We start from the raw sequence: 24,941 nt of genomic DNA, 5'->3' as shown, positions 1-24,941 counted from the left end.
TTGTATGATATGCTAATTGTTATATAGTTTTAATATAGGATATTTAAAGATACTTAATTAATAGAAAAAGATAAGTTGAGAAGAATAATGGCTAAATTTTTACAAAAAATAATTTTAGGAATTACGGTTTTAGTTTTGAGCGTAGGGCTTATTACTAGTATCGTTGCGCCTTTCTCATTATTAACATTGATAGGCATAATATTAGTTGTTATCGGCTGGTTGTATTTTTCGCCAAAGCTTAATCATTTAGAACCTCATAAAACGAAATTGATAGTTTTCGTTATTTTTATTCTAATGATATTAGGGCAGATTATGGTCTTGAAATATTTACCAAGTTCGGTTTATCATGATCCATTTCGAGTTTATTATCAGGCCGAACAGCTAGCTTTAAATCATCAAAGTTGGGCGGGGACATCGTATTTCTGGCGTTATCCTAATAATGCAGTGATTGCAGTTTTGCTTTCATGGGTCTTGAAAATTACACATTTATTGGGGATTTCAACGCAATTAACGATGTATGGGTTATCGCTAATCTGTTTTGATGGTTTTATTGCATCAATGTTGTATATTGCGCGTAAAAAAGTTAATAATTCTCCAGCGATTCAAGTTGGAATTATCACTTTCTTCGCTGTGTTACCTTTATCATATACTTATATGATTAAAGTATTTTATACTGATTCAATTGTTTTGTTGTGCCTGACTTGGATCGTTTATATTGTCTTAGATTGGGGTAAGCATAATAAAAAAAGACGTTATTTTAATGGAGTGTGGTTAGTTTGCTTAACTATTTTAGGTCAATTGGTTAAGCCAAATTTGATTATTGTATTAATTGCTGGTCTATTATGGGCGCTATGGAATTTAATTTATTATCGAGAAATCTTTAAAAAAGAAATTATGATACCGATTATGTTACTTATTGTTGGATTTGGGGTTTCTGTACCGGCAAAGCAAGTGATTTTAAATTCAGCTAATTATCATCAAAATGCTAAGTATGAGCTTCCAACTACTTCATGGATTTATATGGGGTTAAATCAGCATAAACATGGGATTTATGCGGGTGATGATGTTCATGGCCTCTTGAAACTCAAGGATAAAGAAGAGCGTCAGCAAGCGTTGAATCATAAAATTCCAGAGCGTTTGCAAACATATACATTTATTGGTTGGATTGAACATTCATTTACTAAAATGGGAATTTTATTATCTAGTCAACCGCTACCGATGGCTTACACTGGTGGCCATGTTGAAGCACCAAATTGGTATCAGAAACATCAAGCAAATTTGTCTCAGTTCATTGTCTTAGTGCAACGAATGCTATGGGGAAGCCTGTATGGTTTAGCCTTGCTTTCAACTATTCAATCATTTAAAAATATAAAATTTGAACGCCATGGTGACCAGTTGGGGTTTGTTAACTTGATTTTGCTAGGATATGTTGCCTTGCATACTTTGATTTGGGAAACAGAGGCTCGTTATGGGTTAGTATTGATACCAATGTTGTTTTATATTGTTTGGCACAATTATGAATATTTGAATAGTAGTATAAGCCTTCGAAAACCACGCTTACGGAAGATATTCTGGTGGGGCTTGTCCATGTTTATTGTAGTGTTAGGGGTTACGATAATGTTTGCGCCACGTAAGAATGAAAAGATTATTACGATTGCACAACGAAGCCAATTATCTCAGCAATATCATGCAAAGCCAACGAAATTATTACCGAATCAAATTCTGTCGCAAAAAGTGAGAGTAGGAACTAAAATCAACCAATTTACCTTACAAGTTCCACGGGGATCACAAGTTACAGGACATTTAATTAATTTAGATGAGCAAAAAAGTTATAAACTTAAACTTGTGTCAACATCAAAGGGAACGTTTATGACTAATCAACACCCGTTGGCTGCAGGATATTATGAAATGGAACTGCGTAATAAAACTAATCAAGTACAACGAGTTTGGAGTGTGGCGCTTTTAGATTATCGACTTGCACCTTATAATGTCAGGAGTACACAAAAGCTACCGGCGGGGAGCTCATTTATTTATACCTTTTACGATCATCAACGAGGAGTTCATTTGTAGAATAAATTGACTTTTGTTAGAAGAATAGATTTTTAAATTAAAAGGTGTAGAATGGAGTGAAAGTTTAATTATTAATATTAATAATTAATAAAGCGCCTTGGTATTAATCAGAAAAATGCAATGCATTGTTATTAAAGAGGTCTGGAACATTTTGTCCCGGCCTTTTGTTTTTGGTCTGAGATAAAAAATCAGCATACTATAAAAGTTTTATTTAATAGACTTTATTAATCTGAACGTCAAACAATGGAATTGTAAAAAATGCTGTGTGCCAAGTTAAATGTAAAAGAATGGAGGTCTTGCAATGGATCAATATAAATATAATCACTTTAGAAAGATCGTGACGGTATTAAATCAATATGAAATAGAACCTATAGTTGTTGGAACTGCTTCAGTTGAATTGCTGTCACATCTGGATTTTGATGCAGTGATGATCCCATTGGTGATTGATGTAAAATGGATGTATGATACTCATAAAATCATTGAAATTATGGGGAATTTAAATTTCAAACCCGGTGTTGGGGATGATGTAATGCTCTTTTCTGATGGAATTATTACCTTAGATTTATTAAGTTATGAGGAATATGAGGCTTACACTGGATTTCAACTAGCTGTGATGGAAGATCTTCATAAAAATCAAAAACCAAATTATAAAATAATGCCAGCTACTTATACAATTGAGGTTTTAGATGCATTATTACGCTTACCAAATCGTTCGGATGAGTTAAAAAAACAAGATATAGCAATGATGAAATATCTAGAAGCGCATGGTTACATATTAGATCGCTTAAATCTTAATGTGGTTGAATCAGCTGAGATTAACAATACTTTGGAATATAGATTTGCTCAGCCAAATGATAACGAGCAGATTGAGGAAATATTGCGTGTTAATCGGCCCTTAGATTGGCCAATATTATTAAAACGTATCAAAAATGCACGAAAAAAACGTGTACGAAAGTATAGTAATATTGAAATAGTGATGACAATGAATGGAAACGTTCAGGGTCATGCTATGGTGGAATTAGGCGTTTTAATGTCAGATGATGAATCAGATGGTTGGATTGTAGGAAATGTTTTAGATCTAACTTTTAATGGTGATTTAAAACTAGCGGGTGCAATTGAACAATTTTTAATTATATTGGAAGATACGCTAATAACATCAACGCCGGCCGTCCTTTTGACTGCTGAAAATAAGTTTAAAAAATTAGAAGCATATGGCTATGAGATGGTTAAATTTTCAGATATTAAACTACCAGCTGGATTTAATTCTAATGATTATATGGTGAAAGAATTGTTTCAAGGGGTCCTAGATAGTGTTAGTGGGCAAATAACATTTGCTAAAAATGAATCCGGTCCTTCCGATCATTAAAAATAAGGGAGGAATTAAACATGATTTGGCAAGAAATGATGTTGGCACACCCAGTGTTAGGCTTGTGGGTTTTAGTTTTAGGTGTAAATTTCTTAGTTCCAGTTTGTGCAAGCTGGCTGATATCAAAGAATATGGCTATTAGTAGCAATCTTTTTGGTCATAAAATTTGGTGGGCTTGGCTAGGTATTATTGTTCATGAATTATCACATGCTGTGGTAGCAATTATATTTGGTCATAAAATTAAATCGATATCATTTTTGCAGCCAGCTGATGCCCAGGGAACTTTAGGTTATGTAGAGCATACATATGATCCACATAATTGGTATCAAACATTAGGAAACTTTTTTATCGGAATTGCCCCAATCTTTGGGATCAGTTTGAGTATGTATTTTGTTACTCGTTGGTTATGGCCCAGCTTGTTGACAGGATCACCAACGGGATCACCTTCTTTTTTGCAAGGAATTATCTGGGGATATTTATGTTTAACTTTATTTTTTGGAATTGATTTGAGTAAAGCCGATTGGGCTGGTGCTCAAACAGGAATGCTATTATATTTAGGGTTACTGACTATTGTTAGTTTAATTTGTAGTTGGCTTTTTAAAACCACAGGATTTCAATATTGGCAATTTGCAGCCAAACAAGTTGTTTATTATTTTTTTGCACTAACGATTTTGAGCTTTTTAATTAGAATTGTAGTAACAGTGTTAGCTCGTTTACGAGTTTAGTGTACTTTTAGGGAAGGATGATTATGCAAGATTTAACAACACGCCAACGAGGAGCGTTATATATTTTAATGGCCGGGGTATTCTTGAGTTTTTTGAACCAAACCTTAATGAATACGGCTTTGCCTAGTATTATGCGAGAATTCAACATTGATACTTCGCTAGGACAATGGATGACCAACGGATATATGTTGGTTAATGGTGTGATGGTTCCATTGACGGCCTTCTTGATTCAACGTTTTAAAACACGCCAACTTTATTTGACGGCCATGGCCATGTTTACGGTCGGAACGATTATTGCAGGTTTTGCACCCAATTACGGAGTTTTGATTCTTGGCCGAATGGTTCAAGCCATGGGTGGAGGGGTCTTTGGACCTTTGATGAACGTAGTAGTAATGAATTTATTCTCTAGCGACCGTCGAGGAGCAGCGATGGGGATGATCGGACTGGCCTTGAATTTTGCTCCTACGATTGGACCAACGCTATCTGGAGCAATTGTGTCATTTGTTTCTTGGCGATGGTTGTTCTTGGGATTAGCACCATTAATGATCATTGATTTGATCTTTGCCATGGTACGCTTGAAAAACGTTGGAGAACAAAAGTTTTTGAAATTTGACTTTACTGGAGTAGTTTTGTCATCTATTGGATTAGGAACGCTATTGTATGGATTTTCTAATGCGGGGACTGGAAATTGGACGAGTCCTAATGTTTGGGCGTATGGATTAGTTGGTATTGTGACTACGTTTGCCTTTGTTTATCAACAAACGCATACGAAGGTTCCGCTTTTAAACTTACGAGTATTTTCATACCATAATTTTTGGGTGGCAGTGATTATTAACGTTGTTTTGATGACAGCGTTATATGGTGGAGCATTAATGTTGCCACTTTACTTGCAATCAGTTCGTGGACAATCAGCGATGGTTTCAGGGATGGTTTTGATGCCGGGAGCGATTGTGACAGCCCTTTTGTCACCAACATCTGGAAAATTATATGACCGTTATGGTGCTAGAATGTTGGCGCCAATTGGATTGACGATTACGTTAATTGGAACATTATTATTGGCCAATTTGGGGATGCACACACCACTTTGGGTACCAGTATTAGGTCAACTAATTCGTCAGGTTGGTTTGGTCTTAGTTACAATGCCAATTCAAACTGAAGCATTTAATGCTGTACCACTTGAATTAATGCCTGATGCTTCGGCCGCCTTTACAACTGTTCGTCAAGTATCTGCTTCATTTGGAACAGCAGCATTGATTACTTTGTATAGCTTGGTTAGCCTTAGTCAAAGACATCAAGGCGTTAGTTACAAATTAGCTGAATTAAGTGGGATTAAGACTGCATTTTATGTTGCGGCTTTCATAGTATTTATTTCTGCCGTACTTACGCGCTTATTACGCAAACGATAAAATTATTAATAAGTGGTTGGGCCAAAATTATTTGGTCCAACCACTTTTTATGTTAAAATTAATTATTAAAAACAATGAGGAGAGGCAAAAAATGACGCAAGAAGCAATCTATGTTCGCATCATGGCAGATTTACAAAAGAGAATCGATGCGGAACAATTTTCGGCATTAAAATTGCCCGATGAGCGTTCTTTGGCGTTAGAGTATGGCGTATCCCGTAGTTCAATCAAACGTGCTGTTAGTGGTTTAGTAGGGCAAGGAATTATTTTTAAGAAACGTGGTTCAGGAACTTTTGTTAATCCGTTATATTTAAAAAATAAATCGATGTTTCGATCAGTTGGTTCTAATCTGGGAGTTTCAGATTCGTTCCGTCATCATGGTGAAACGCCAGCTATCCATTTGTTATCGGCTCAAGTTCATGAAGCTGACGAAGAAACCAGAATGGCTTTATTCTTAGAACCTGGTGAAGAAGTCTGGGAAGTTCAACGATTAAGAACGTTAGGGAATACCTATTTCATGATTGAGAATGCTTTAATTCCAGTGAAATTAATTCCGCTAGCTAGCAAAGAGGATTTTAAATATTCCATGTTTCACTATGCAGAAAAGGCGACTAAAAAATCGGTTTCCAAGTCATTTGTGACAGTTACGGTGGAGCCTTCAAATGAATTTGACCAACAAATGCTCGACCTAAATGTTAATGAGCCGGTTGGAATTATGGCCGGAATTTATTTTCTTGATGATGGTACGCCATTTGAATATGGTACGATGCGAGTACATTATAAATATATGCATTACAATTCGTTTATCTCAATGGACGGTGAGTAATTATACGTAAGCAAAAGGCGTCTCCAGCAGCATTACAGCTGTTGAAGACGCCTTTTAATTTTTTGAATTTAATTAATATTAATGATTGTTATACTTATTTCTATTAGGCCAGGCGAGTATTAAATATACAATTGCTGTTAGTAGCATGGCGACAAAAGTAGCACCAATTGTTTCTTTAATTAAAGCAATGTAACCAAGCCCCCAATAAGCTAGAAGGCCAAATATCCAAGAACCAATGGCGCGCCAATTAATGCCGCCATTGTACCAATACTGACCATTAATCTTCGTAAATTCAGAAATTTGGTAATTTCCTTTTCTAATTAGGAAGTAATCAACTAGGAAAATGGCAATTTCAGGGCCCAATACCATTCCAATTAAGTCCAAAAAGGCAATAAAGTCGGTCAAGAAACTAGCGACAAAGAGGGGAATAAATGAAACCAAAGTCGCTGTGAGGGTGACAATTAAAAGAGATGCTTTCAAACTTAATTTATGCCAAATATTAGTAAGCGCAGACCCAGCCGCCATTAAATTAACTGCATTGGCAGTAGTTGAAGTGATCATAATAACAATCAAAGCCAAGGTTCCAAGCCCCAGTCGCATGGCAATCGTAGAAGGGTCAGAATAATTGGGATCGTAGTTATTGAGCGCGATAGCTGTAGCAATTGTGGCAGTTAAACCAATAAAAGCAAACCAGAATAATCCAATATTGGCGCCCAAGAAGGCCATTGAAGTCGCTCCCTGTTTAGATTTACTGAATCTAGAAAAATCAGAACCAGCGGTAACCCAAGCTAAGTTGAAAGCTGCTAAGATGTCAATCGCAGCTCCCGAACTAATTTGCATATGCTTGGGTGGTTGCCAAGCAAAAATGGCATGTAGAGAAACGGTTTTAAAGACGACAATTGATTCCCAGACTACGAATATGATGACCAAAATAATTCCAATTCTTTCAATTAAGCGAACTGATTTTTCGCCCAGTGAAATGGATATTAAATGCAAAATAGACATAATTATAATTCCAATAACTAAGCCCCATTGACCACCAGGTTGACCATAGCTGGGCCAGCCTAGAATAGTATGAAAGATAGTTGAGACAGAGATTGCCGCAATGAAAGTATTTGCAGCAGCCCAGCCAATGAATTGGACAATATTAATTATAGACGGTAGAAATGAACCACGAATCCCAAAGGAAGCTCGGGTTAATGTCATCGCGGATAAGCCGGTGTGATATCCCATTAAACTAGAAAAGGCTAGTAGAGTATACGATAATATTCCAGCTACAATCAAGGCAGTAGATGCGGTATACATTCCGGCAGCAGCGATCACCCCCCCAATATACCAAGTTCCATTATTAGCATTAGCACCGACCCATGTGGCAAACATATCCCATTTATTCGAATAGCGAGCAACTTGGGGAATTGGGTGAACTGTTCCAAATGACTTTTGCATAATTTCCTCCTTCAAAATCAGACACCTCTTAGTTGAGTAAATTGAGCAAAATAAAGGCCCCGCAGTACAGGATACTATGGGACCACCGATTGCTTTAATTTATATCCTTATTGATCTCACGGGATCAATTTAAAGTGGTTTTATGTATCATAGCAGGTTAAAAACATAAAAACAATTTAAAATTTAACTGAATTGGAGCGGTCCAATTTGAGAATAATGATTGAAAAACTATTAAATTGATGTTATTATGAACATATTCTTAGGGATGGTCCTAAGTTGGAATTACAATTCTCAAACCTATAAAGGAGATTTAATCAAAATGGCAGTAGATTTTGATTCACAAGAATACCTTGCTAAAGTTGATGCTTGGTGGCGCGCTACCAACTATCTTTCAGCCGGTATGATCTTTTTGAAGAGCAACCCATTGTTCTCAGTGACTGGTACACAAATCGTTGCTGATGACGTTAAGGTTAAGCCTATCGGACACTGGGGAACTATCTCAGGTCAAACTTTCTTGTATGCACATGCAAATCGTTTGATTAACAAGTACAACTTGAACATGTTCTACGTTGGTGGACCTGGTCACGGTGGACAAGTTATGGTTACGAACTCATACTTGGATGGAACTTACACTGACAATTATCCTGAGATCACTCAAGATATTGATGGTATGGCAAAGTTGTTCAAGAAGTTCTCATTCCCTGGTGGAATTGGATCACACATGACCGCTCAAACTCCAGGATCTCTTCACGAAGGTGGAGAACTTGGATACTCATTGTCACACGCAACTGGTGCAATTTTGGACAATCCTGACCAAATCGCATTTGCTGTTGTTGGTGATGGTGAAGCTGAAACTGGTCCTGCAATGACTGCATGGCACTCAATTAAGTTTATCAACCCAAAGAACGATGGTGCTGTTTTGCCTATCTTGGATTTGAACGGATTCAAGATTTCAAACCCAACTTTGTTCTCACGTATGTCAGACGAAGAAATCACTAAGTTCTTTGAAGGTCTTGGATACTCACCTCGTTTCATTGAAAACGATGATATCCGTGACTATGCTGCATATCACAAGATGGCTGCTAAGGTTCTTGACCAAGCTATCGAAGATATCCAAGCAATTCAAAAGGATGCCCGTGAAAACGGAAAGTATGAAGATGGAACTGTTGCCGCATGGCCAGTAATCATCGCTCGCTTGCCAAAGGGTTGGGGTGGACCTACGCACAATGAAGCTGGAGAACCAATCGAAGGTTCATTCCGTGCGCACCAAGTTCCATTGAACCTTTCACAAAAGAAGATGGCAACATTGCCACAATTCGAAGAATGGTTGAATTCATACAAGCCAGCCGAATTGTTCAATGCTGATGGAACTTTGAAGGATGAAGTAGCTGCAATGGCACCTAAGGGTGACAAGCGTATGGCTGCTAACCCTATCACTAACGGTGGACGTCACCGTGGTGAAGCTGCAAAGAACTTGGAATTGCCAGACTGGAAGAAGTTTGCTAACGATGTTAATGCGGACAACCGCGGAACTGAATTAGCTGATGGAAACCGTAATATGGATATGAACGTTTTGTCAGGCTTCTTCGCTGAAGTTGCTAAGATGAACCCTACTTCATTCCGTATCTTCGGACCTGATGAGACGATGTCAAATCGTCTATGGGATATGTTCAAGATGACGAACCGTCAATGGATGGAACCAATCAACGAACCTTATGACCAACATCAAGCTCCTGAAGGACGTATTCTTGATTCACAACTTTCAGAGCACCAAGCTGAAGGTTGGCTTGAAGCTTACACATTGACTGGACGTGTTGGAGTATTCGCATCATACGAATCATTCTTGCGTGTCGTGGACTCAATGATTACTCAACACTTCAAGTGGTTGCGTCATGCTTCAGAACAATCATGGCGTAATGATTACCCATCATTGAACTTGATTTCAACTTCAACTGTTTTCCAACAAGACCACAACGGTTACACACACCAAGATCCTGGTATGTTGACTCACTTGGCAGAAAAGAAAGCAGACTTTATCCGTCAATACTTGCCAGCTGATGGTAACTCATTGTTGGCCGTCTTTGACCGTGCCTTCACTGAACGTCACAAGGTTAACCACGTGGTTGCATCAAAGCAACCTCGTCAACAATGGTTCTCAGTTTCTGAAGCTGAAACTCTTGCTAACGAAGGTTTGATGGTTGTTGACTGGGCTTCTACTGCTCCACAAGGTAAGGCTGACATCGTCTTCGCATCTGCTGGTGTTGAACCAACAATCGAAACTTTGGCTGCTTTGCACCTTGTTAACGAAGCATTCCCTGAAGTTGCAATGCGTTATGTCAACGTTGTTGAATTAATGCGTTTGCAAAACAAGAATGGTGCCATGAACTCAGAACGTTCATTGACTGATGAAGAATTCACTAAGTTCTTCGGTGAGTCAGGAACACCTGTTGTCTTTGGATTCCACGGTTATGAAGATTTGATCCAATCATTCTTCTACGAGCGCGGACATCTTGGACTTCATGTTCACGGATACCGTGAAGATGGTGACATCACTACTACTTACGATATGCGTGTCTACTCAGAATTGGATCGATTCCACCAAGCAAAGGATGCTGTTTCAGCATTGCTTGAAAATGGAGTTGTTGCATCTGATAAGGCTGATGTCTTCTTCGAGAAGATGGATGCTATTTTGGCAAAGCACTTCGAAGTTACTCGTAACGAAGGTCGTGATATCGAAGAATTCACTGACTGGAAGTGGTCACCATTGGTTTAATTTTAATTAATTAAATTATGGTTATACAATAAAAGCGTTTAGGATGTAAATCTTAAGCGCTTTTTTGTTGTTTAATTATATGTGTGATAAATAATGTTATTTTATGCTGGCTATTTTGATTAAATATTGAAATATATTGAGAAGAACATTAACCAGGTTCCAGCCATGACAAAGAAATGCCAAATTAAATGAAGTCCGGGTATTTTTGAAAAACTATAAATAAATGCACCTATAGTAAAGACAAGACCGCCAGATACTAATAACCAAAATCCTGTAGTTGATAAATTTTGGTATAATTCTTTTCCAGTTAATAAGCATAGCCAACCCATGATGATGTAAAAGGTGGTTTCAATTTTTTGATGACGACCGTGACTTAATACGTGATTTAAAATTCCACTGATAGCTAAAATCCAAATTAAAATTAATAAAATAAATCCTTTTTGATTATTTAGAGTAATTAAGCAGTAAGGAGTATAGGTTCCAGCAATTAATAAAAATATATTACTGTGATCAAAAATTTGAAAAAAGCGATAGGCTGAAGTAAATGCTAAGCAGTGAAATAAAGTGGAAGCTAAATATAAAAGTAGTAAAGTTCCGCTGTATACCCATAAACTGGTCATTTGATAGAATGGTAAATGGTGTAGGTTTCCACGTTGAATTAGAGATACTATTAATATTAAACTAATAATTAAAGCGATACCGTGAGTGATCGCGTTCCATATTTCATAAATAACGGTTTTATGGTTTGTAATATCTAATTTCATAGTAAAGTTCCTCTCTGTTAAGATATTGCTATTATAAAAGTTTGATAGAACCAAAGTCAAGGTTATGTAGAATTGAATATTACGTAAGATGACAAAATATGTTTTTTGTGCCATAATTACACTTACAAAAGATGAGCGATGAGGTAAATGCAAGATGGAATCAATCGAATATAAACGATGGTTAGAAAATTTACAGCGCCAACAAATTCCAACTTGGGATTCTTTACCCGATTTGGACTTATATATGGATCAAGTAGTGACTGAGGTGAATAAAATTTTTACGCCAATTTTACAGACCACAATCACAAAAGCGATGATTAATAGTTATGTTAAAAATGATATGGTTCAACGTCCTATTAAGAAAAAATATCAAAGGCAACAATTGGTCGAAATTATTTTGATCAGTATTATGAAGGTGGTTTTTCCTTTAGATACGGTCAAAAAGGGAGTCGCTAAGCAACTTGGCTCAAATAAAGAAAATACCCAGGTGGCTTATGACAATTTTGTGGAACGTTTCAATCATGCTTTGGCGGGATTAGATATTAAAAATCCCGTTGTACAGTTTCAGCAAGCAGCGTTTGGAGTTCCAGATTTTCAACAAATGGCTATACAAGCTGTAATTTATAAGATTATTTGCATGCAGCTAATAGAAATTGATGGTGATGTAGCTAGTGAGTCATAATTATCAAATTTAATATAAATCTATAAGTTTTTATAAAAAATCTTCTAATTATCAATGATCAGGTATAATAGTAATAAGGAATAATACGAATAGGGGGCCGATGTGTTTTATGGCTAAAAAGGATAGAATTAAAAAAATTTTAGTAGAACAAATATTGGATAAAGCAGATATACCATATGAGTCAATTATTTTTAGTCATGGCATGGATCGATCGACTGATGAACTGGAAAAGTATCAAATTAATGAACATGATATCTATAAAACGCTCGCATTACAAGGAAATGTAACAGGTCCTTTGATTGGGATTGTGCCAATTGATATGCATTTAAGTGAGAAAAAATTAGCCGCCATTTCTGGTAATAAACGAACATATATGATTCCAACCAAAGACTTACAAAAGACTACTGGGTATGTACACGGAGCTAATAATCCAGTTGGTATATGGCAAACTAAGAAATTCCCAATCTACTTTGACATTCGAGCACAACAGGCTGGAGAAATAATTTTATCTGCGGGTGAAGTTGGTCGTTCCATCCGGGTGAAAGCTGAGGATATAGCCAAATTTGTCCATAGTGAATTTGTTGATATTGCCGTTGAGGATAATTAGTCATATTTAGTAGGGGAGGTTTGATTCATGGGATTAGCGTTAAAAGGAGTGCCGATTTGGGTTTATACCAAAGAACAAGGTACTAATAAAAATTTAGCACCTGCACAAATTATCGAGGGTGATTTAGGTAAGCCATTTCGATTGCAGCCACAAACCATTAATGATTATGTTATTGATCATATCGATGGAAGCTTGGAAGGTTTTTTTACGGATCAATTACAAAGGGTTACGATCTATTACCGCCAAGGGAATGTTGCGCAAATTGAAGCCTTGACTAATTATCAAGTAGAAATCCAGTCTCCTACACCAACTTATGCAAATCCTGACTTAAACAGTATGCTATCAGAGTCGTTAACTATAGGGACTTGGCCGGTGATTAAACGTCTGTCAACTACAAAAGGACTTTTTTGGCATCAATTGGGTGATTCCAGGTGGATTCTTTATGATCGTAAGTTAATGACGATCAAAAAAGGTGCACAAGCTAATGATCAAATTTTAACAAATCAAGTCCCTTTTAAAGCCACTACTAGCAATAAATTTGAACATTATGATTGGGATCCTCAACCGCTTCAAAAAAGAGGCCGATTGTTTGCTAGTAATCAAACGAAACAAGTTCCAGTTTACTCAAAACCGTATGGAAGTCATAAGAATGTTTTAATGGCTGGGTTGGACGTTTTATTAACTCAGATTGTCCATGATCCTTCTAAAAATGACTGGTATGAAATAGGAAGTCAAGGTTGGATTGAGGGGGATAATGTTGTTTTATTGGAAAACGAGGAAGGGGAAATTGATATGACAGAGCCATTATTTTTAACACCAGTTTTACATGAAAAAATATGGGGCGGAACGGCATTAAAAGATGTTTTCGATTTACCTATCCCAAGTGATACAACGGGAGAGGCTTGGATTATTTCAGGCCATCAAAATGGTGTTTCACCGATTTCCCGTGGCCCTTTAGCTGGTAAAACATTAGCTGAAGTTTGGCAAACTCATCCTGAATTATTCGAAAATAATGATGTTAATCGTCCTTACCCCCTCTTAGTGAAGTTTTTAGATGCTCATCAAGATTTGTCAGTTCAAGTTCATCCTGGTGATGATTATGCTGCTGAACATAATAATGGTGAATTGGGTAAGACTGAATCGTGGTATATTTTGGCAGCTAAACCGGGCGCTGAGATTTATTATGGTCATAAGGCTCAAACACAAGCTGAATTTAATCAAATGATTGATCAAGCTGATTGGGAACATCTTTTGCAAAAAGTTCCAGTTCATGCGGGTGACTTTTTCTATGTTCCATCTGGAACTTTGCATGCCTTAGGAACTGGTGTCTTGGCACTTGAAACGCAACAGAGTTCGGACGTAACTTATCGAGTGTATGATTTTGATCGTCCTGATAAGAAGACTGGCGAATTACGAGATTTGCATCTGGAAGATGCTAAAAATGTCACGACTGTTCCATTTAAGGCGGAAAGCCCCGCGCAAAGAACGCTCCAAATGGGGGCGTTACAAGAAACTACTATGGTGGAAGCACCGTACTTTAATGTGTATAAGGATGAGTTAGATGGTGAAGCATATATCGTTAAACAGGCTCCTTATGCACAATATACAGTGATCGCGGGTTCAGGAACAGTCATTGTTGATGGTCAAAGTTATCCGTTGGAGTTAGCAACTAGTTTTGTGATGCCAGCTACGGTAGCGGAATGGACTCTGAAGGGTAAAATGACATTAATTATGTCTACGCCAGGCCCTAAATCACGTTAATCACGTGAGGAATTATGGAAAAAGAAAAACAATTACAACCATTTCAATTTGTGCAAATTAGTCAAGAAGTTCACCATGTCATTAGCGCTTATAAGTCAGTTAATGATAGTAAAGTTATAGGTGTCTTACAACTAGATTTGATTAAGTTGTTAGATGAAATGGAAATCAAAACTGAAGCAGTTGTAGAAAAGTTATTAGAAATTATCTTGGCGAAAGACTGTACACATGAACGTGCAGATAAGGCTTTGCAAGGGTTGAAAAGTTTAGTTCAACCTTTCCCAGAGATGGATGAAAAACAAATAGATAAACTCTTTAAAAAGCAAAAAAAAGTTCAATATCCTAGTAATTGGGAAACAGACCGATACCAACAAACTTATTGGGGTTGGGATGACTATGGGAATCAAAAGAAATATTTAATTATGCCGCAAAATCAACGTTATATTGGTCTGTATGGCGATATGGATCCTAAACCGTTGAATGGTTTGTGCGCAATCTGCCATGAGTTGAGTACTGTTTCAATGTTTTCAGTAAAACTTAAAGCACGCGGAGCTTCCGGTAATTACACTAAGCGGGGAAATTTAATTTGCCGTAATGGTGCGGAGTGTAATGCACGGATTAATGATCCGCAATATTTGAATCGGTTTGTTGATTATATGACTAATCATTAGTTTTTGATTAATAGAATAATTTAAGACTGATTAAAAAATTTGAGATAGAGATTAGGACGTTTCAATCCTAATCTCTTTTTTAATGCCTATTTTTAAAAAGAAAAAGTCATCATATTTAAATAATACGATGACTTATTAAACTAGTGTTGTAAATGTTTAGCCAACCAATCACCAATAAACTGAATGATTAAAATTAACGTTAATAACATTAAAGTAGCTAACCACATCACGTCGGTCTGGAAACGTTGATAGCCAGTTACGATTGCAGTGGTTCCTAAGCCTCCAGCACCAATTACTCCGGCCATTGCGGTTAGACCAACAAGTGAAATTAAAGAAACGGTACTAATTCGAATTAGTTCTGCTCGTCCTTCTCGCAGATAGACATCCCAAATTATATCAAAATGGGTTGCACCATAGGAATTAGCCGCTTCGATTTTACCGGAATCAATACTTAATAACACAACTTGAACTTGACGGGCAAAAAATGGAAAAATTCCAAATGCTAAAGGAATGAGGGCTGCGGTTGGCCCAATTGTGGTATGGGTTATTAATTGGGTCAGGGGTGAAATTACGACGACCATGATGATGAAAGGAATTGCTCGGCCTATGGAAACTAATAAATCCAGTAACTTAAACAAACGGGGATGGGGATTTAAACCCTTTGGTGCTGTTAAAACTAAACTTAAACCGAAGGCAAGACCTAAAATGCCACCAATCAGTGCAGATCCTAAAGTCATGTATAAAGTTTCCCATAAAGCAGTGCCAAAACCAGTATCACCACCCCAACCGAGCACTGTAATGTTTTGAACATGAAGATTAAACCAATTTTGCATACAAAAGTCACCTTTCTAGTTGTATTGCGGTTTTTGAATTGAAAAACCTTGTGACAAGGTAATAAATTCTTGAGTCAAAGCTTGTTTAGGTTGATTAAAAACATTTTGGACTGATCCTTGTTCAATTATTTGACCGTGTTCCATGATAGCGACTTGGTCAGCTAAGGCTTCAATTACTTGCATTTCATGAGTGATTACTAAAATAGTTAGATGTAAAGTCAAATTTAAATGATTCAGGAGTTCTAAAATCTGTTGAGTAGTTTTAGGGTCTAGGGCTGAAGTTGATTCATCAGAAATTAAAATATCAGGATCATTTACTAAAGCCCGAGCGATCGCGACTCGTTGTTTTTGACCACCTGAAAGTTGGTACGGATAGGCGTTTGCTTGATCAGTTAATCCTACTAATTCTAAGAGTTGCTTGGCTTTGCTTTCTTTTTGATTGGTAGTTTGTTTTGAACGTTTAAGTGGATGTAAAATATTTTGTTTAACGGTCATCTCTTCTAAAAGGTTAAAGTGTTGGAAAATCATACCGATTTTTTGACGTTTTAAACGAAGCTCAACTGGCGATAAGCTAGTCATTTCGATATCGTTGATCTTTACTGAACCATGGGTTGGCCGTTGTAATAGGTTGATTGTCCGTACTAATGTTGATTTACCAGCGCCCGAATAACCTACAATTCCAAAAATTTGGCCTCGTTCAACTTTTAAGTTAACATTCTGCACTGCAGTAATGACTTGATTGGATTGTTTAAAATCAACTTTGATATTGGATAATTCAATTAGGGACATTCGACGGTTCCTCCCTTTTATTTTAACTTGATATTCCAAGCAGGTAATTGAGTATCACCCCAAGTCTGATCGAAATATTGTTCTGTTTTTTTAGTTTGGTAGGCTTTTACAACGGCTTGGTAAGTTTTATTTTTTGCTTGTTTTTTATTAGCAACAATAACATTGATCCATTGTTTTGATGCTTTATTAATGGGCTCGACATAGATTGATTTTTTAACAGCTAAATGTGCTTCTTGAGCGTAGTTTGCATTGATGACAGCTGCATCAACGGATTTAAGAGCGCTGGGGGTTTGATCGGCAGCAATTTCTTTGAATTTGATGTTTAGTTTATTTTCTTTTATGTCCTTGATGGTTGGTAGATCAGTTTTCTTGAGTTTAATCAAACCAGCTGTTTGAAGAAGGGTCAGAGCACGACCCTCATTGGTTGGATCATTTGGAATCGCAATAGTAGTATTGTCTTTAATGTTTTTGACATCATGAGCATGATTAGAATAAATTCTCATAGGAGTTAAATAGGTTTTTCCAATTGATGCCAATTGATTACCATTGGACTTATTCCAATTGTCTAAGAAATTAGTGTGTTGGAAAGCGTTCAGATCTAATGATCCATCTACTAAAGCTTTGTTAGGAGTGTTGTAATCAGTAAAAATTTTGGTTTTAACCGTAATGCCTGAATCTTTCTTTGCAGTCTTTGCGACGGATTTCCATAATTCTTGTTCAGATGTTCCGACAATTCCAACTGTTACCGTTTTTTGTGCGGCGGAAACTGATTCTATAGGTGTTAAAATACTTAGAGCGAGGGGAAGAGCTAAGAGTGTGATGCTCAATTTGAATATGTTTTTCATGATAATCCTCCGTTTGTATGGTTATAACTAGGGCAGTGAAGTAACAAAAAACACCCGTTTCTATTTGATAAATAAATATCAAATAGAAACGGGTGTCCGTGGTACCATTCTACTTCACCTTAAAGAAACGTGTGCACTTTAAAGCCTTAACAACGAGCGGGTAGTATGCGATATGATGCGCTACCGATTCGCGTGTCTTGTAACGTAGACCAATCCGTCAACGGCTGATAGACTTGCTACTCACCATTGCCAATCACAGATCATTTTCACTACTGGCCTTTCGAACAACTCTCACCAACGTTGTCTCTCTGAGCGATTGCCTGGTAGTTACTTTTCTGCTCAACTTGTTTCATTTCTATATGCACAATCATAAATTGCTTTATAAAATTTGTCAAACTTAATTTTAATTTTGACGATCAGCAGTAATGATAAACCAAGTTAACCCAAGTGATAAGACTGGAATAAATAATGACCATCCGTTTAATTTAATCCCAATAAAAGTAGCTAAAACGACTCCGATGATAAAACTAAGAATGACTACACCGATATTACGAGCTTTCATCAGTTCAGATTTTTGATGATTTAAGCCATAGCTTGCAAGTGTTGCTCCGAAACGTTTTAGATTTCCAGTGAACATGGTAGTTGCGTAGGCATCCCCATGCAGTTTAGTGAAGGTATCGCTCTGGAAGGCCATGCTGAGGGCTAAAATAGAAATATTCAAGACACTTGGAGCATGTAAAATTTCTAAAATTGCTGCGATAGTGATGCCAAGCATTTCGAAGAGGATTGAAAATTCTTCCCATTGAGCTTTATTGACATAACGAATGCGTTTAACAACCTGATTTAGCATTACACCGAAGACGAAGGCTAGGGCAGGCCATATAAAAATCAAGGAATGTTTAAAATTTCCGTGAGCTATATTAACCGCAAATTGGAGCATGTTTCCACTTTGGAATGAAGCGAAACGGCCATCATGAAAGGCGAAGGTATAAGAATCAATGAAACCAGTTGTCGCTGCTAATAAGGCTCCAACTCGGACAGATTCTTTCATTTTGAAAATATTATTTACCATTTTATTTTATAACCTCGATTACTAAAAATGATTTTGTGAAGCATAAAACGAGAACTAATGATAGAAGTTCGGATTTATACTTATTAATGGAAACAATTCTTAATATTATACACCTTGCGCTTTTGAATTAGTAAAACATGGACAAAGTAAACGATTTCTTTTAAAATATGATAAAATTTAGAAGATTGAATTAAATGAATTGTGAAAAATATGGAGAAAAAACCATGAAAACCCAATTTCCCGATGACGGATTAGTGCTTCACACAGATGCTTACCAACTAACAATGATGCAAACCTATTTCCAAGAAGGGATTCACGAACGCCAAGCCGTTTTTGAATTATATTTTCGGGACCTACCTTTTAAAAATGGTTATGCTATTTTTGCTGGTCTTGAACATGTCTTAGAATTCGTTGAAGATTTACATTTCTCAAAAAGTGATATTGAATATATGCGTTCAGAGCCAATGTTTGCTGACGATTTTGTAGATTATTTAGAGCAATGGCATTTTAAAGCAACAATTCGCGCTCCACATGAGGGGGAAGTTGTTTTTAATAATGAACCGATTTTACAAGTTGAAGGGTCAATTTTTGACGCGCAAATTATTGAAACACCACTTTTGAATATTATTAATTATCAAACTTTGATTGCTACCAAAGCTTCGCGAATTCGTTCGGTAGTTGGCAATCAACCTTTGTTGGAATTCGGAACCCGACGTGCTCAAGAAATGGATGCTGCTTTGTGGGGGACCCGAGCAGCCTTTATTGGTGGCTTTGATGCAACATCCAATGTACGGGCTGGAAAATTATTTGGTATTCCGATCAGCGGAACACATGCTCATTCACTAGTTCAAATTTATCGCAATGACTATGAAGCTTTTAAAGCTTACGCAGAGACGCATCGTGATTGTGTCTTCTTAGTTGATACTTATGACACATTGGCATCAGGGGTACCAAGTGCGATTCGAGTGGCTAAAGAAATGGGTGATAAGATTAATTTTTTAGGTGTGCGAATTGATTCTGGAGATATGGCTTATCTTTCAAAGGGTGTACGAAAACTTTTGGATGAAGCTGGATTTGAAGATGCTAAAATTTATGCCTCAAATGATCTAGATGAAGAAACGATCACATCACTTAAGCTACAAGGAGCTAAAATAGATGTTTGGGGTGTTGGAACTAAGCTGATTACAGCCTTTGATCAACCGGCTTTAGGAGCAGTTTATAAAGTTGTTTCAGTTGAAGATGAAAATGGCCAGATGGTTGATACAATTAAAATTTCAGGTAGTGCCGTGAAAATTTCGACGCCAGGCAAAAAACAGGTTTGGCGAATTACACGCAATACTGATAGTAAGTCACAAGGTGATTATGTCGCCCTTTGGGATGAAAATCCACAAAAAGAAGAGCAATTATACATGTTCCACCCTCAATACACTTATTTGAATAAAACGATCACTGATTTTACGGCGCGTCCGATATTAGAAACAATGGTCGTTGATGGTAAAGTTGTATATGATTTACCTGATGTTCAAGCAGTTCAAGCTTATTCAGCACAACGCTTAGAACATTTATGGTCAGAGTATCGTCGAGGATTAAATCCACAAGAATATCCCGTTGATTTGTCAAAAGAGGCTTGGGATAATAAGATGAAATTGATTAATGATGTACGAGATTATGTGAGCAATTTGAAAAAAGATGATGATCAAAAGCATGGTCAATTTTAATATAGATGATTAAGATCAAGTCGTTGAAAATGGGGGGGCATCAAATGCGAGCACAACAAGCAGAAATTATTAAAGTATTAGGTGTACAATCGGAAATTGATCCAGCGGAAGAATATCGCCGTTCGGTTGATTTATTAAAGAAATATTTAATTAAAACAGGGTTGAAAAGCTATGTTCTTGGAATTTCTGGCGGTCAAGATTCGACTTTAGCTGGTCATATGGCAGAAACAGCTGTAACTGAATTACGAGCTGAAACGGGTCGGTCAGATTATCAATTTATCGCTATGCGTTTACCCTATGGGACTCAAAATGATGAGGATGATGCTTTAGTTGCTATTGAGTGGCAGGGGGCAGATCAAGTAATCATTAGTAATATTAAAGAAGCTACAGAAGCAACGGTTCAAAGCTTAACTATGGCTGGATTACCAGTCACTGATTTTAATAAAGGTAACATCAAGGCCCGTCAACGGATGATTGCGCAATATGGAGTAGCTGGGGCAACGCAAGGAGCGGTGATTGGAACAGATCATGCTGCTGAAGCAGTTACTGGTTTTTATACAAAATTTGGCGATGGGGCCGCTGATATCATGCCCTTGTATCGTTTGAATAAACGTCAAGGACGTGCTATTTTAGCCTGGTTACAGGCGCCTAAACAGCTTTATGAAAAAGTTCCGACAGCTGATTTGGAAGAAGATCATCCAGCTTTACCTGATGAAACAGCACTTGGAGTAACGTATGAAGTTTTAGATAACTATTTGGAAGGTCAAATGGTTGACGAATCAGATGCTCAAACAATTGAACGCTGGTATGCACGGACAGAACATAAGCGACAAGGCGCTGTTACAGTATTCTCACAATGGTGGCAATAGAATAATCAGTTACAAAATTAGCATCGCGGAGGTGGATTAGTTATGATTAATGTTTTTAATACCATGACCTTACAAAAGGAACCCTTTACCCCAATTGAACCAATGAAGGTCAGTATGTATGTTTGTGGACCAACCGTTTATAACTATATTCATATTGGGAATGCGCGTTCAGCAATTGCTTTTGATACAATTCGGCGCTATTTTATTTATCGAGGATATGAAGTCAGATATGTTTCTAATTTCACTGATGTGGATGATAAGATGATTAAGGCAGCAAAGGAACAGGGAATTTCAGTACCAGAATTAGCTGATCGCTACATAGAAGCATATGAAGCTGATACGAAAGCCTTGAATATTCTGCCTGCTACGGTTCGACCAAGAGCGACGGAAAATATTCCCGAAATTATTGAATTCGTACAAGAATTGATTAATAAAGGATATGCCTATGTTTCAGAAGGCGATGTTTATTTCCGAGCTAAAAAATATAAAGATTATGGTATTTTGGCTCATCAAGATTTAAATGAAATGGAACATAATTCGGCGGGACGTTTAGATGAGGAAGAAATGAAACGTAAAGAAGATCCAATGGACTTCGCCGTTTGGAAGGGTGCTGAAGATGATGGGTCAATTGCATGGAAGTCTCCTTGGGGAATGGGTCGACCTGGATGGCACATTGAATGCTCAGTGATGTCGACTAAATATTTGGGAAACCATTTTGATTTACATGGTGGGGGAATTGATTTAGCATTTCCGCATCATTCAAATGAAATTGCGCAATCTGAAGCAAAAACTGGCGAAAAATTTGTGAACCAATGGCTGCATAACGGATTTGTAACGGTTGGGGATGACGAAGAAAAGATGTCTAAGTCAATGGGTAATTTCACAACAGTACACGATTTATTAGAAGAACTAGATGATCCGATGGTACTTCGTTTTATGATGTCAACTACTCAATATCGACGACCAATTGCCTATTCACAAAAGAACATTGAACTTGCTACTCGTAATTTACAACGGATTAAAACGGCCTACCAAAATTTGGCTTTTCGTTTAGAAACAAGCCAGGCAGGGAATGATCATGAAATTGAAAAACAAGTCCAAGTGATTGTTGACCGCTTTATATTAGCAATGGATGATGACTTTAATGCTCAAAATGGATTAGCAGCCATTTTTGATTTGGCAGAGTTAGCTAATATTTATGGAACTCAAGCTGAAGTACAAGAGTCAACCATTGAAATTATTTTAAAGACAATGAGTGAATTGATGATGATTTTTGGGGTTGATGGTTTGGCTAAGACGGAAGAATTAGATCAAGTTATAGATGATTTAATTCAGGATCGTGAAATTGCTCGACAAAATCGGGACTATGCTCGAGCAGATCAAATTCGTGATGAATTAACGCAGCAAGGTATTATCTTAGAAGATACACCCCAAGGCGTTCGCTGGACTAGGAAGTAGTTGCTGTTCAAGGCTGTTTAATGTAGAGTAAGTAAAAACAGTAGAATAAGCGCAAATGTTTCATGTGAAACATTAAAAAGACGAAATTATATGATGCTTTAATTTAGAAATGGGCGACAAGATATCAATATGAATGAAAAAATTAATTATCAACAATTAAATGGTCTCGATTTAGCATATTTGGGTGATGCCGTTTATGAGACTTACATCCGGCAACATTTGTTGGCGCAAGGTATTACTAAACCTGGACGCTTGCAAAGGCAAGCAAAAGCTTTCGTTTCCGCCAAAGCGCATGCAGCTTTATTTGAATTAATGGAGGCTGATGAATATTTGACAGAAACTGAATTAACGTTTTTTAAACGTGGTCGAAATGCTAATTCCCACACAAAAGCTAAGAATACCGATGTAGTTACATATCGTATTTCAACTGGGTTTGAGGCTTTGATCGGTTATTTACATGCAAGTCAACAATTTGAACGGCTCGATGAAGTAGTTACATGGGTCATTAATCAAGTAGAAAGCGGACGGACCAGATATTATGGAAGCAAGAAATAAACAAGCAAAGCCACGTAAAAATAATTTTAAAGCGTCAGATAATAAAGACCGTAATTTTAAAAATAAGTCTAGGCAAAATCAAGAAAATATGAGTGTGCCGATTGATGACACGATAGAATTTGTATATGGCCATCATGCATCAGTTGAAGCGCTAAAGGGAACGACTGAGATCAACAAAGTATGGTTACAAACTGGATTGGCTGATACTTTACATCAAGAAATTATTGCCTTAGCCAAAAAACGAGGCTTAGTTATTCAAGATGCCCCTAAATCAAAATTAGATGAATTAGTAGACGGACAAAATCACCAAGGGATTGTGTTATCGATTGCAGCATACACCTATGCAACGATTGATGACTTGTTTAAAAAAGCGGAAGAAGCAGGGGAACAACCTTTCTTCTTAATCTTAGATTCAATTGAAGATCCACATAATTTAGGATCGATCTTGCGAACAGCTGATGCAGCTGGGGTTCATGGAGTAATTATTCCGAAGCGCCGTGCAGTTCAATTAACGGCTACGGTGGCTAAAACTTCAACCGGAGCAATTGAACATGTCCCCGTGGCCAGAGTAACTAATTTGGTTCAAACAGTGGAACAATTGAAGGAACGTGGCTTGTGGATTTTTGGAACTGATATGAATGGTACTGATTATCGGCAATGGGATGCCCGAGGAGCGGTTGCTTTGATTATTGGGAATGAAGGTAAGGGTATTGCCCAACTTTTGAAGAAGTCTGTTGACGAAATGTTGACCATTCCAATGGTTGGACATGTGCAATCATTGAATGCTTCAGTTGCTGCTAGTTTGTTAATATATGGTGGCTTCAATTCACGTCATCCATTGTAAAAATATTGAATTATGTAAATCGTCATCAATGAGGTGACGATTTTTTTAATGGCTAAAAAAGTTTTATGACACGTATTGGGTTATTTTAAATTATTTAGATTATTTAGGATTTTATGAGAGATTATTATGGGTTTAATAGGTCAATTTGATGGTTAAAACTAATATTATATTTGCTGATTTTACATATAATAAATTTTAGGTAACAACATTTACGATTAAGAAGTGAAGCAGGGCAACATTTATTCCCCATCTGACAAAGTTTTTGGCATACTGAGGGTGGAGGTGTATTAAATGAATCAACTAGGGATAACTTTTGAACAATATAACCGATTGAAAGCTAATGATGGTACGGTCTTTTTAGAATTGTATCAGCTATATCGACCCTTAATTTGGAAACAATTTCGGCAACGACCAGCTGAATTAACGGAAGCTGATTGGCGTCAGGAAGTTAGTATTTTGTTGATAAAAACAGCTCGAGCTTTAGCGCCAGGAGATTATCGAGCGTTTACAAAGTATTTTCAAACGGCATGTTGGCGTCGTATTTACCGTTTGAAGACGAAGGCTCAAAATCAAAACACTATTATCGTTCAGTTAGAAAATCAAACAGTTGAGGAAATTTTACCATTAGGTCGGGAACAGTATCTTCAAATATTGGAAAATTTATTAAATAGTAAATGGACCACTGCTAAATTAAATCCGATTCAACAACAAATTCTGAAACTTTCAGTTGAAGGTTATAAAGGCTCTGAAATCGCGCTAATGTTGAACCAAACTATTAATCAAGTTCGCACAAATTTAATGCGTATTCGCAAGAAGATCAAAGGGATTGAATGATTATTGTATGTTTATAATTTTGGTAATTTAATA

22 protein-coding genes, 1 pseudogene and 1 other annotated feature are annotated in these 24,941 nt (G+C 37.0%); of the genes and pseudogenes, 17 read left to right on the top strand and 6 right to left on the bottom strand.

What is annotated here, in order from left to right:
* Nucleotides 1-87 precede the first annotated feature (87 nt).
* From JC2156_RS07795 to JC2156_RS07775, 5 genes are all read left to right on the top strand, one after another.
* Entirely contained in the window at nt 88-2,070 is a 1,983-nt protein-coding gene (locus JC2156_RS07795) for a hypothetical protein (RefSeq protein ID WP_006846092.1), read from the top strand.
* A 301-nt stretch (nt 2,071-2,371) separates the two neighbouring features.
* On the top strand, nt 2,372-3,436 hold the full coding sequence (locus tag JC2156_RS07790; protein WP_006846091.1) for a hypothetical protein: 1,065 nt from the start codon (nt 2,372-2,374) through the stop codon (nt 3,434-3,436).
* A gap of 20 nt (nt 3,437-3,456) precedes the next feature.
* Nucleotides 3,457-4,161: a hypothetical protein gene (locus tag JC2156_RS07785; RefSeq protein WP_006846090.1), complete on the top strand. Its 705-nt coding sequence runs from the start codon at nt 3,457-3,459 to the stop codon at nt 4,159-4,161.
* A gap of 23 nt (nt 4,162-4,184) precedes the next feature.
* Nucleotides 4,185-5,567: an MDR family MFS transporter gene (locus JC2156_RS07780; protein ID WP_006846089.1), complete on the top strand. Its 1,383-nt coding sequence runs from the start codon at nt 4,185-4,187 to the stop codon at nt 5,565-5,567.
* Nucleotides 5,568-5,658: 91 nt separating this feature from the next.
* The gene (locus tag JC2156_RS07775) at nt 5,659-6,390 is read left to right on the top strand and encodes a GntR family transcriptional regulator (protein WP_006846088.1); all 732 of its coding nucleotides are present in this window, start codon (nt 5,659-5,661) and stop codon (nt 6,388-6,390) included.
* Between the two features lie 78 nt (nt 6,391-6,468).
* On the opposite strand, the gene JC2156_RS07770 is transcribed toward JC2156_RS07775, so the two are convergent.
* Nucleotides 6,469-7,836, bottom strand: a complete 1,368-nt coding sequence (locus JC2156_RS07770) for a cytosine permease (RefSeq protein WP_006846087.1) — start codon at nt 7,834-7,836, stop codon at nt 6,469-6,471.
* 319 nt (nt 7,837-8,155) lie between these two features.
* On the opposite strand from JC2156_RS07770, the gene JC2156_RS07765 reads away from it, so the two are divergent.
* Complete coding sequence (locus tag JC2156_RS07765; protein ID WP_006846086.1) at nt 8,156-10,609, top strand: phosphoketolase family protein; 2,454 nt, start codon at nt 8,156-8,158, stop codon at nt 10,607-10,609.
* A 119-nt stretch (nt 10,610-10,728) separates the two neighbouring features.
* Here the strand turns inward: JC2156_RS07765 and trhA are convergent, their stop codons facing one another.
* On the bottom strand, nt 10,729-11,373 hold the full coding sequence (gene trhA, locus JC2156_RS07760; protein ID WP_013989438.1) for a PAQR family membrane homeostasis protein TrhA: 645 nt from the start codon (nt 11,371-11,373) through the stop codon (nt 10,729-10,731).
* A 154-nt stretch (nt 11,374-11,527) separates the two neighbouring features.
* Here trhA and JC2156_RS07755 point away from each other — a divergent pair, with 154 nt between their 5' ends.
* From JC2156_RS07755 to JC2156_RS07740, 5 genes and pseudogenes are all read left to right on the top strand, one after another.
* Nucleotides 11,528-12,055 (top strand): DUF1836 domain-containing protein, encoded by a 528-nt coding sequence (locus tag JC2156_RS07755; protein WP_006846083.1) that lies wholly within the window; start codon nt 11,528-11,530, stop codon nt 12,053-12,055.
* 109 nt (nt 12,056-12,164) lie between these two features.
* Nucleotides 12,165-12,662: an aminoacyl-tRNA deacylase gene (locus tag JC2156_RS07750; RefSeq protein WP_006846082.1), complete on the top strand. Its 498-nt coding sequence runs from the start codon at nt 12,165-12,167 to the stop codon at nt 12,660-12,662.
* 27 nt (nt 12,663-12,689) lie between these two features.
* A pseudogene (locus JC2156_RS09110) lies at nt 12,690-12,893 on the top strand (MucBP domain-containing protein); the annotation flags it as partial.
* 561 nt (nt 12,894-13,454) lie between these two features.
* Nucleotides 13,455-14,423, top strand: coding sequence for a mannose-6-phosphate isomerase, class I (gene manA / locus JC2156_RS09105; RefSeq protein ID WP_038241330.1), 969 nt, complete (start codon nt 13,455-13,457; stop codon nt 14,421-14,423).
* A gap of 14 nt (nt 14,424-14,437) precedes the next feature.
* The gene (locus tag JC2156_RS07740; protein WP_006846080.1) at nt 14,438-15,091 is read left to right on the top strand and encodes a FusB/FusC family EF-G-binding protein; all 654 of its coding nucleotides are present in this window, start codon (nt 14,438-14,440) and stop codon (nt 15,089-15,091) included.
* A 140-nt stretch (nt 15,092-15,231) separates the two neighbouring features.
* On the opposite strand, the gene JC2156_RS07735 is transcribed toward JC2156_RS07740, so the two are convergent.
* The 4 genes from JC2156_RS07735 to JC2156_RS07720 all read right to left on the bottom strand — a co-directional run bounded on the left by JC2156_RS07735 (nt 15,232) and on the right by JC2156_RS07720 (nt 18,630).
* Nucleotides 15,232-15,924, bottom strand: a complete 693-nt coding sequence (locus JC2156_RS07735; RefSeq protein WP_006846079.1) for a methionine ABC transporter permease — start codon at nt 15,922-15,924, stop codon at nt 15,232-15,234.
* Nucleotides 15,925-15,939: 15 nt separating this feature from the next.
* Nucleotides 15,940-16,713, bottom strand: a complete 774-nt coding sequence (locus JC2156_RS07730) for a methionine ABC transporter ATP-binding protein (RefSeq protein ID WP_006846078.1) — start codon at nt 16,711-16,713, stop codon at nt 15,940-15,942.
* A 17-nt stretch (nt 16,714-16,730) separates the two neighbouring features.
* Nucleotides 16,731-17,558, bottom strand: coding sequence for a MetQ/NlpA family ABC transporter substrate-binding protein (locus JC2156_RS07725; RefSeq protein ID WP_006846077.1), 828 nt, complete (start codon nt 17,556-17,558; stop codon nt 16,731-16,733).
* Nucleotides 17,559-17,639: 81 nt separating this feature from the next.
* Nucleotides 17,640-17,910: a binding site (T-box leader), on the bottom strand.
* Nucleotides 17,911-17,961: 51 nt separating this feature from the next.
* Nucleotides 17,962-18,630 carry a YoaK family protein gene (locus JC2156_RS07720; protein WP_006846076.1) on the bottom strand — a complete coding sequence of 223 codons (669 nt, stop codon included), beginning with the start codon at nt 18,628-18,630 and terminating at the stop codon, nt 17,962-17,964.
* A 224-nt stretch (nt 18,631-18,854) separates the two neighbouring features.
* On the opposite strand from JC2156_RS07720, the gene JC2156_RS07715 reads away from it, so the two are divergent.
* The 6 genes from JC2156_RS07715 (at nt 18,855) to JC2156_RS07690 (ending at nt 24,908) form a co-directional block, all read left to right on the top strand.
* The gene (locus tag JC2156_RS07715) at nt 18,855-20,348 is read left to right on the top strand and encodes a nicotinate phosphoribosyltransferase (protein ID WP_006846075.1); all 1,494 of its coding nucleotides are present in this window, start codon (nt 18,855-18,857) and stop codon (nt 20,346-20,348) included.
* A gap of 44 nt (nt 20,349-20,392) precedes the next feature.
* Nucleotides 20,393-21,217, top strand: a complete 825-nt coding sequence (nadE, locus tag JC2156_RS07710; protein ID WP_006846074.1) for an ammonia-dependent NAD(+) synthetase — start codon at nt 20,393-20,395, stop codon at nt 21,215-21,217.
* Nucleotides 21,218-21,259: 42 nt separating this feature from the next.
* On the top strand, nt 21,260-22,675 hold the full coding sequence (cysS, locus tag JC2156_RS07705) for a cysteine--tRNA ligase (RefSeq protein ID WP_006846073.1): 1,416 nt from the start codon (nt 21,260-21,262) through the stop codon (nt 22,673-22,675).
* Nucleotides 22,676-22,804: 129 nt separating this feature from the next.
* Complete coding sequence (locus JC2156_RS07700; protein WP_006846072.1) at nt 22,805-23,230, top strand: Mini-ribonuclease 3; 426 nt, start codon at nt 22,805-22,807, stop codon at nt 23,228-23,230.
* Between the two features lie 88 nt (nt 23,231-23,318).
* Nucleotides 23,319-24,074: a 23S rRNA (guanosine(2251)-2'-O)-methyltransferase RlmB gene (gene rlmB / locus JC2156_RS07695; protein WP_169312238.1), complete on the top strand. Its 756-nt coding sequence runs from the start codon at nt 23,319-23,321 to the stop codon at nt 24,072-24,074.
* A gap of 291 nt (nt 24,075-24,365) precedes the next feature.
* Nucleotides 24,366-24,908, top strand: coding sequence for an RNA polymerase sigma factor (locus JC2156_RS07690; protein WP_006846070.1), 543 nt, complete (start codon nt 24,366-24,368; stop codon nt 24,906-24,908).
* The last annotated feature ends 33 nt before the right edge of the window (nt 24,909-24,941 follow it).

The sequence above is a fragment of the Weissella koreensis KCTC 3621 genome, from assembly GCF_000277645.1.
Note: the sequence above shows the minus strand (reverse complement) of the source record. Positions and strands in the feature narration are given on the sequence as shown.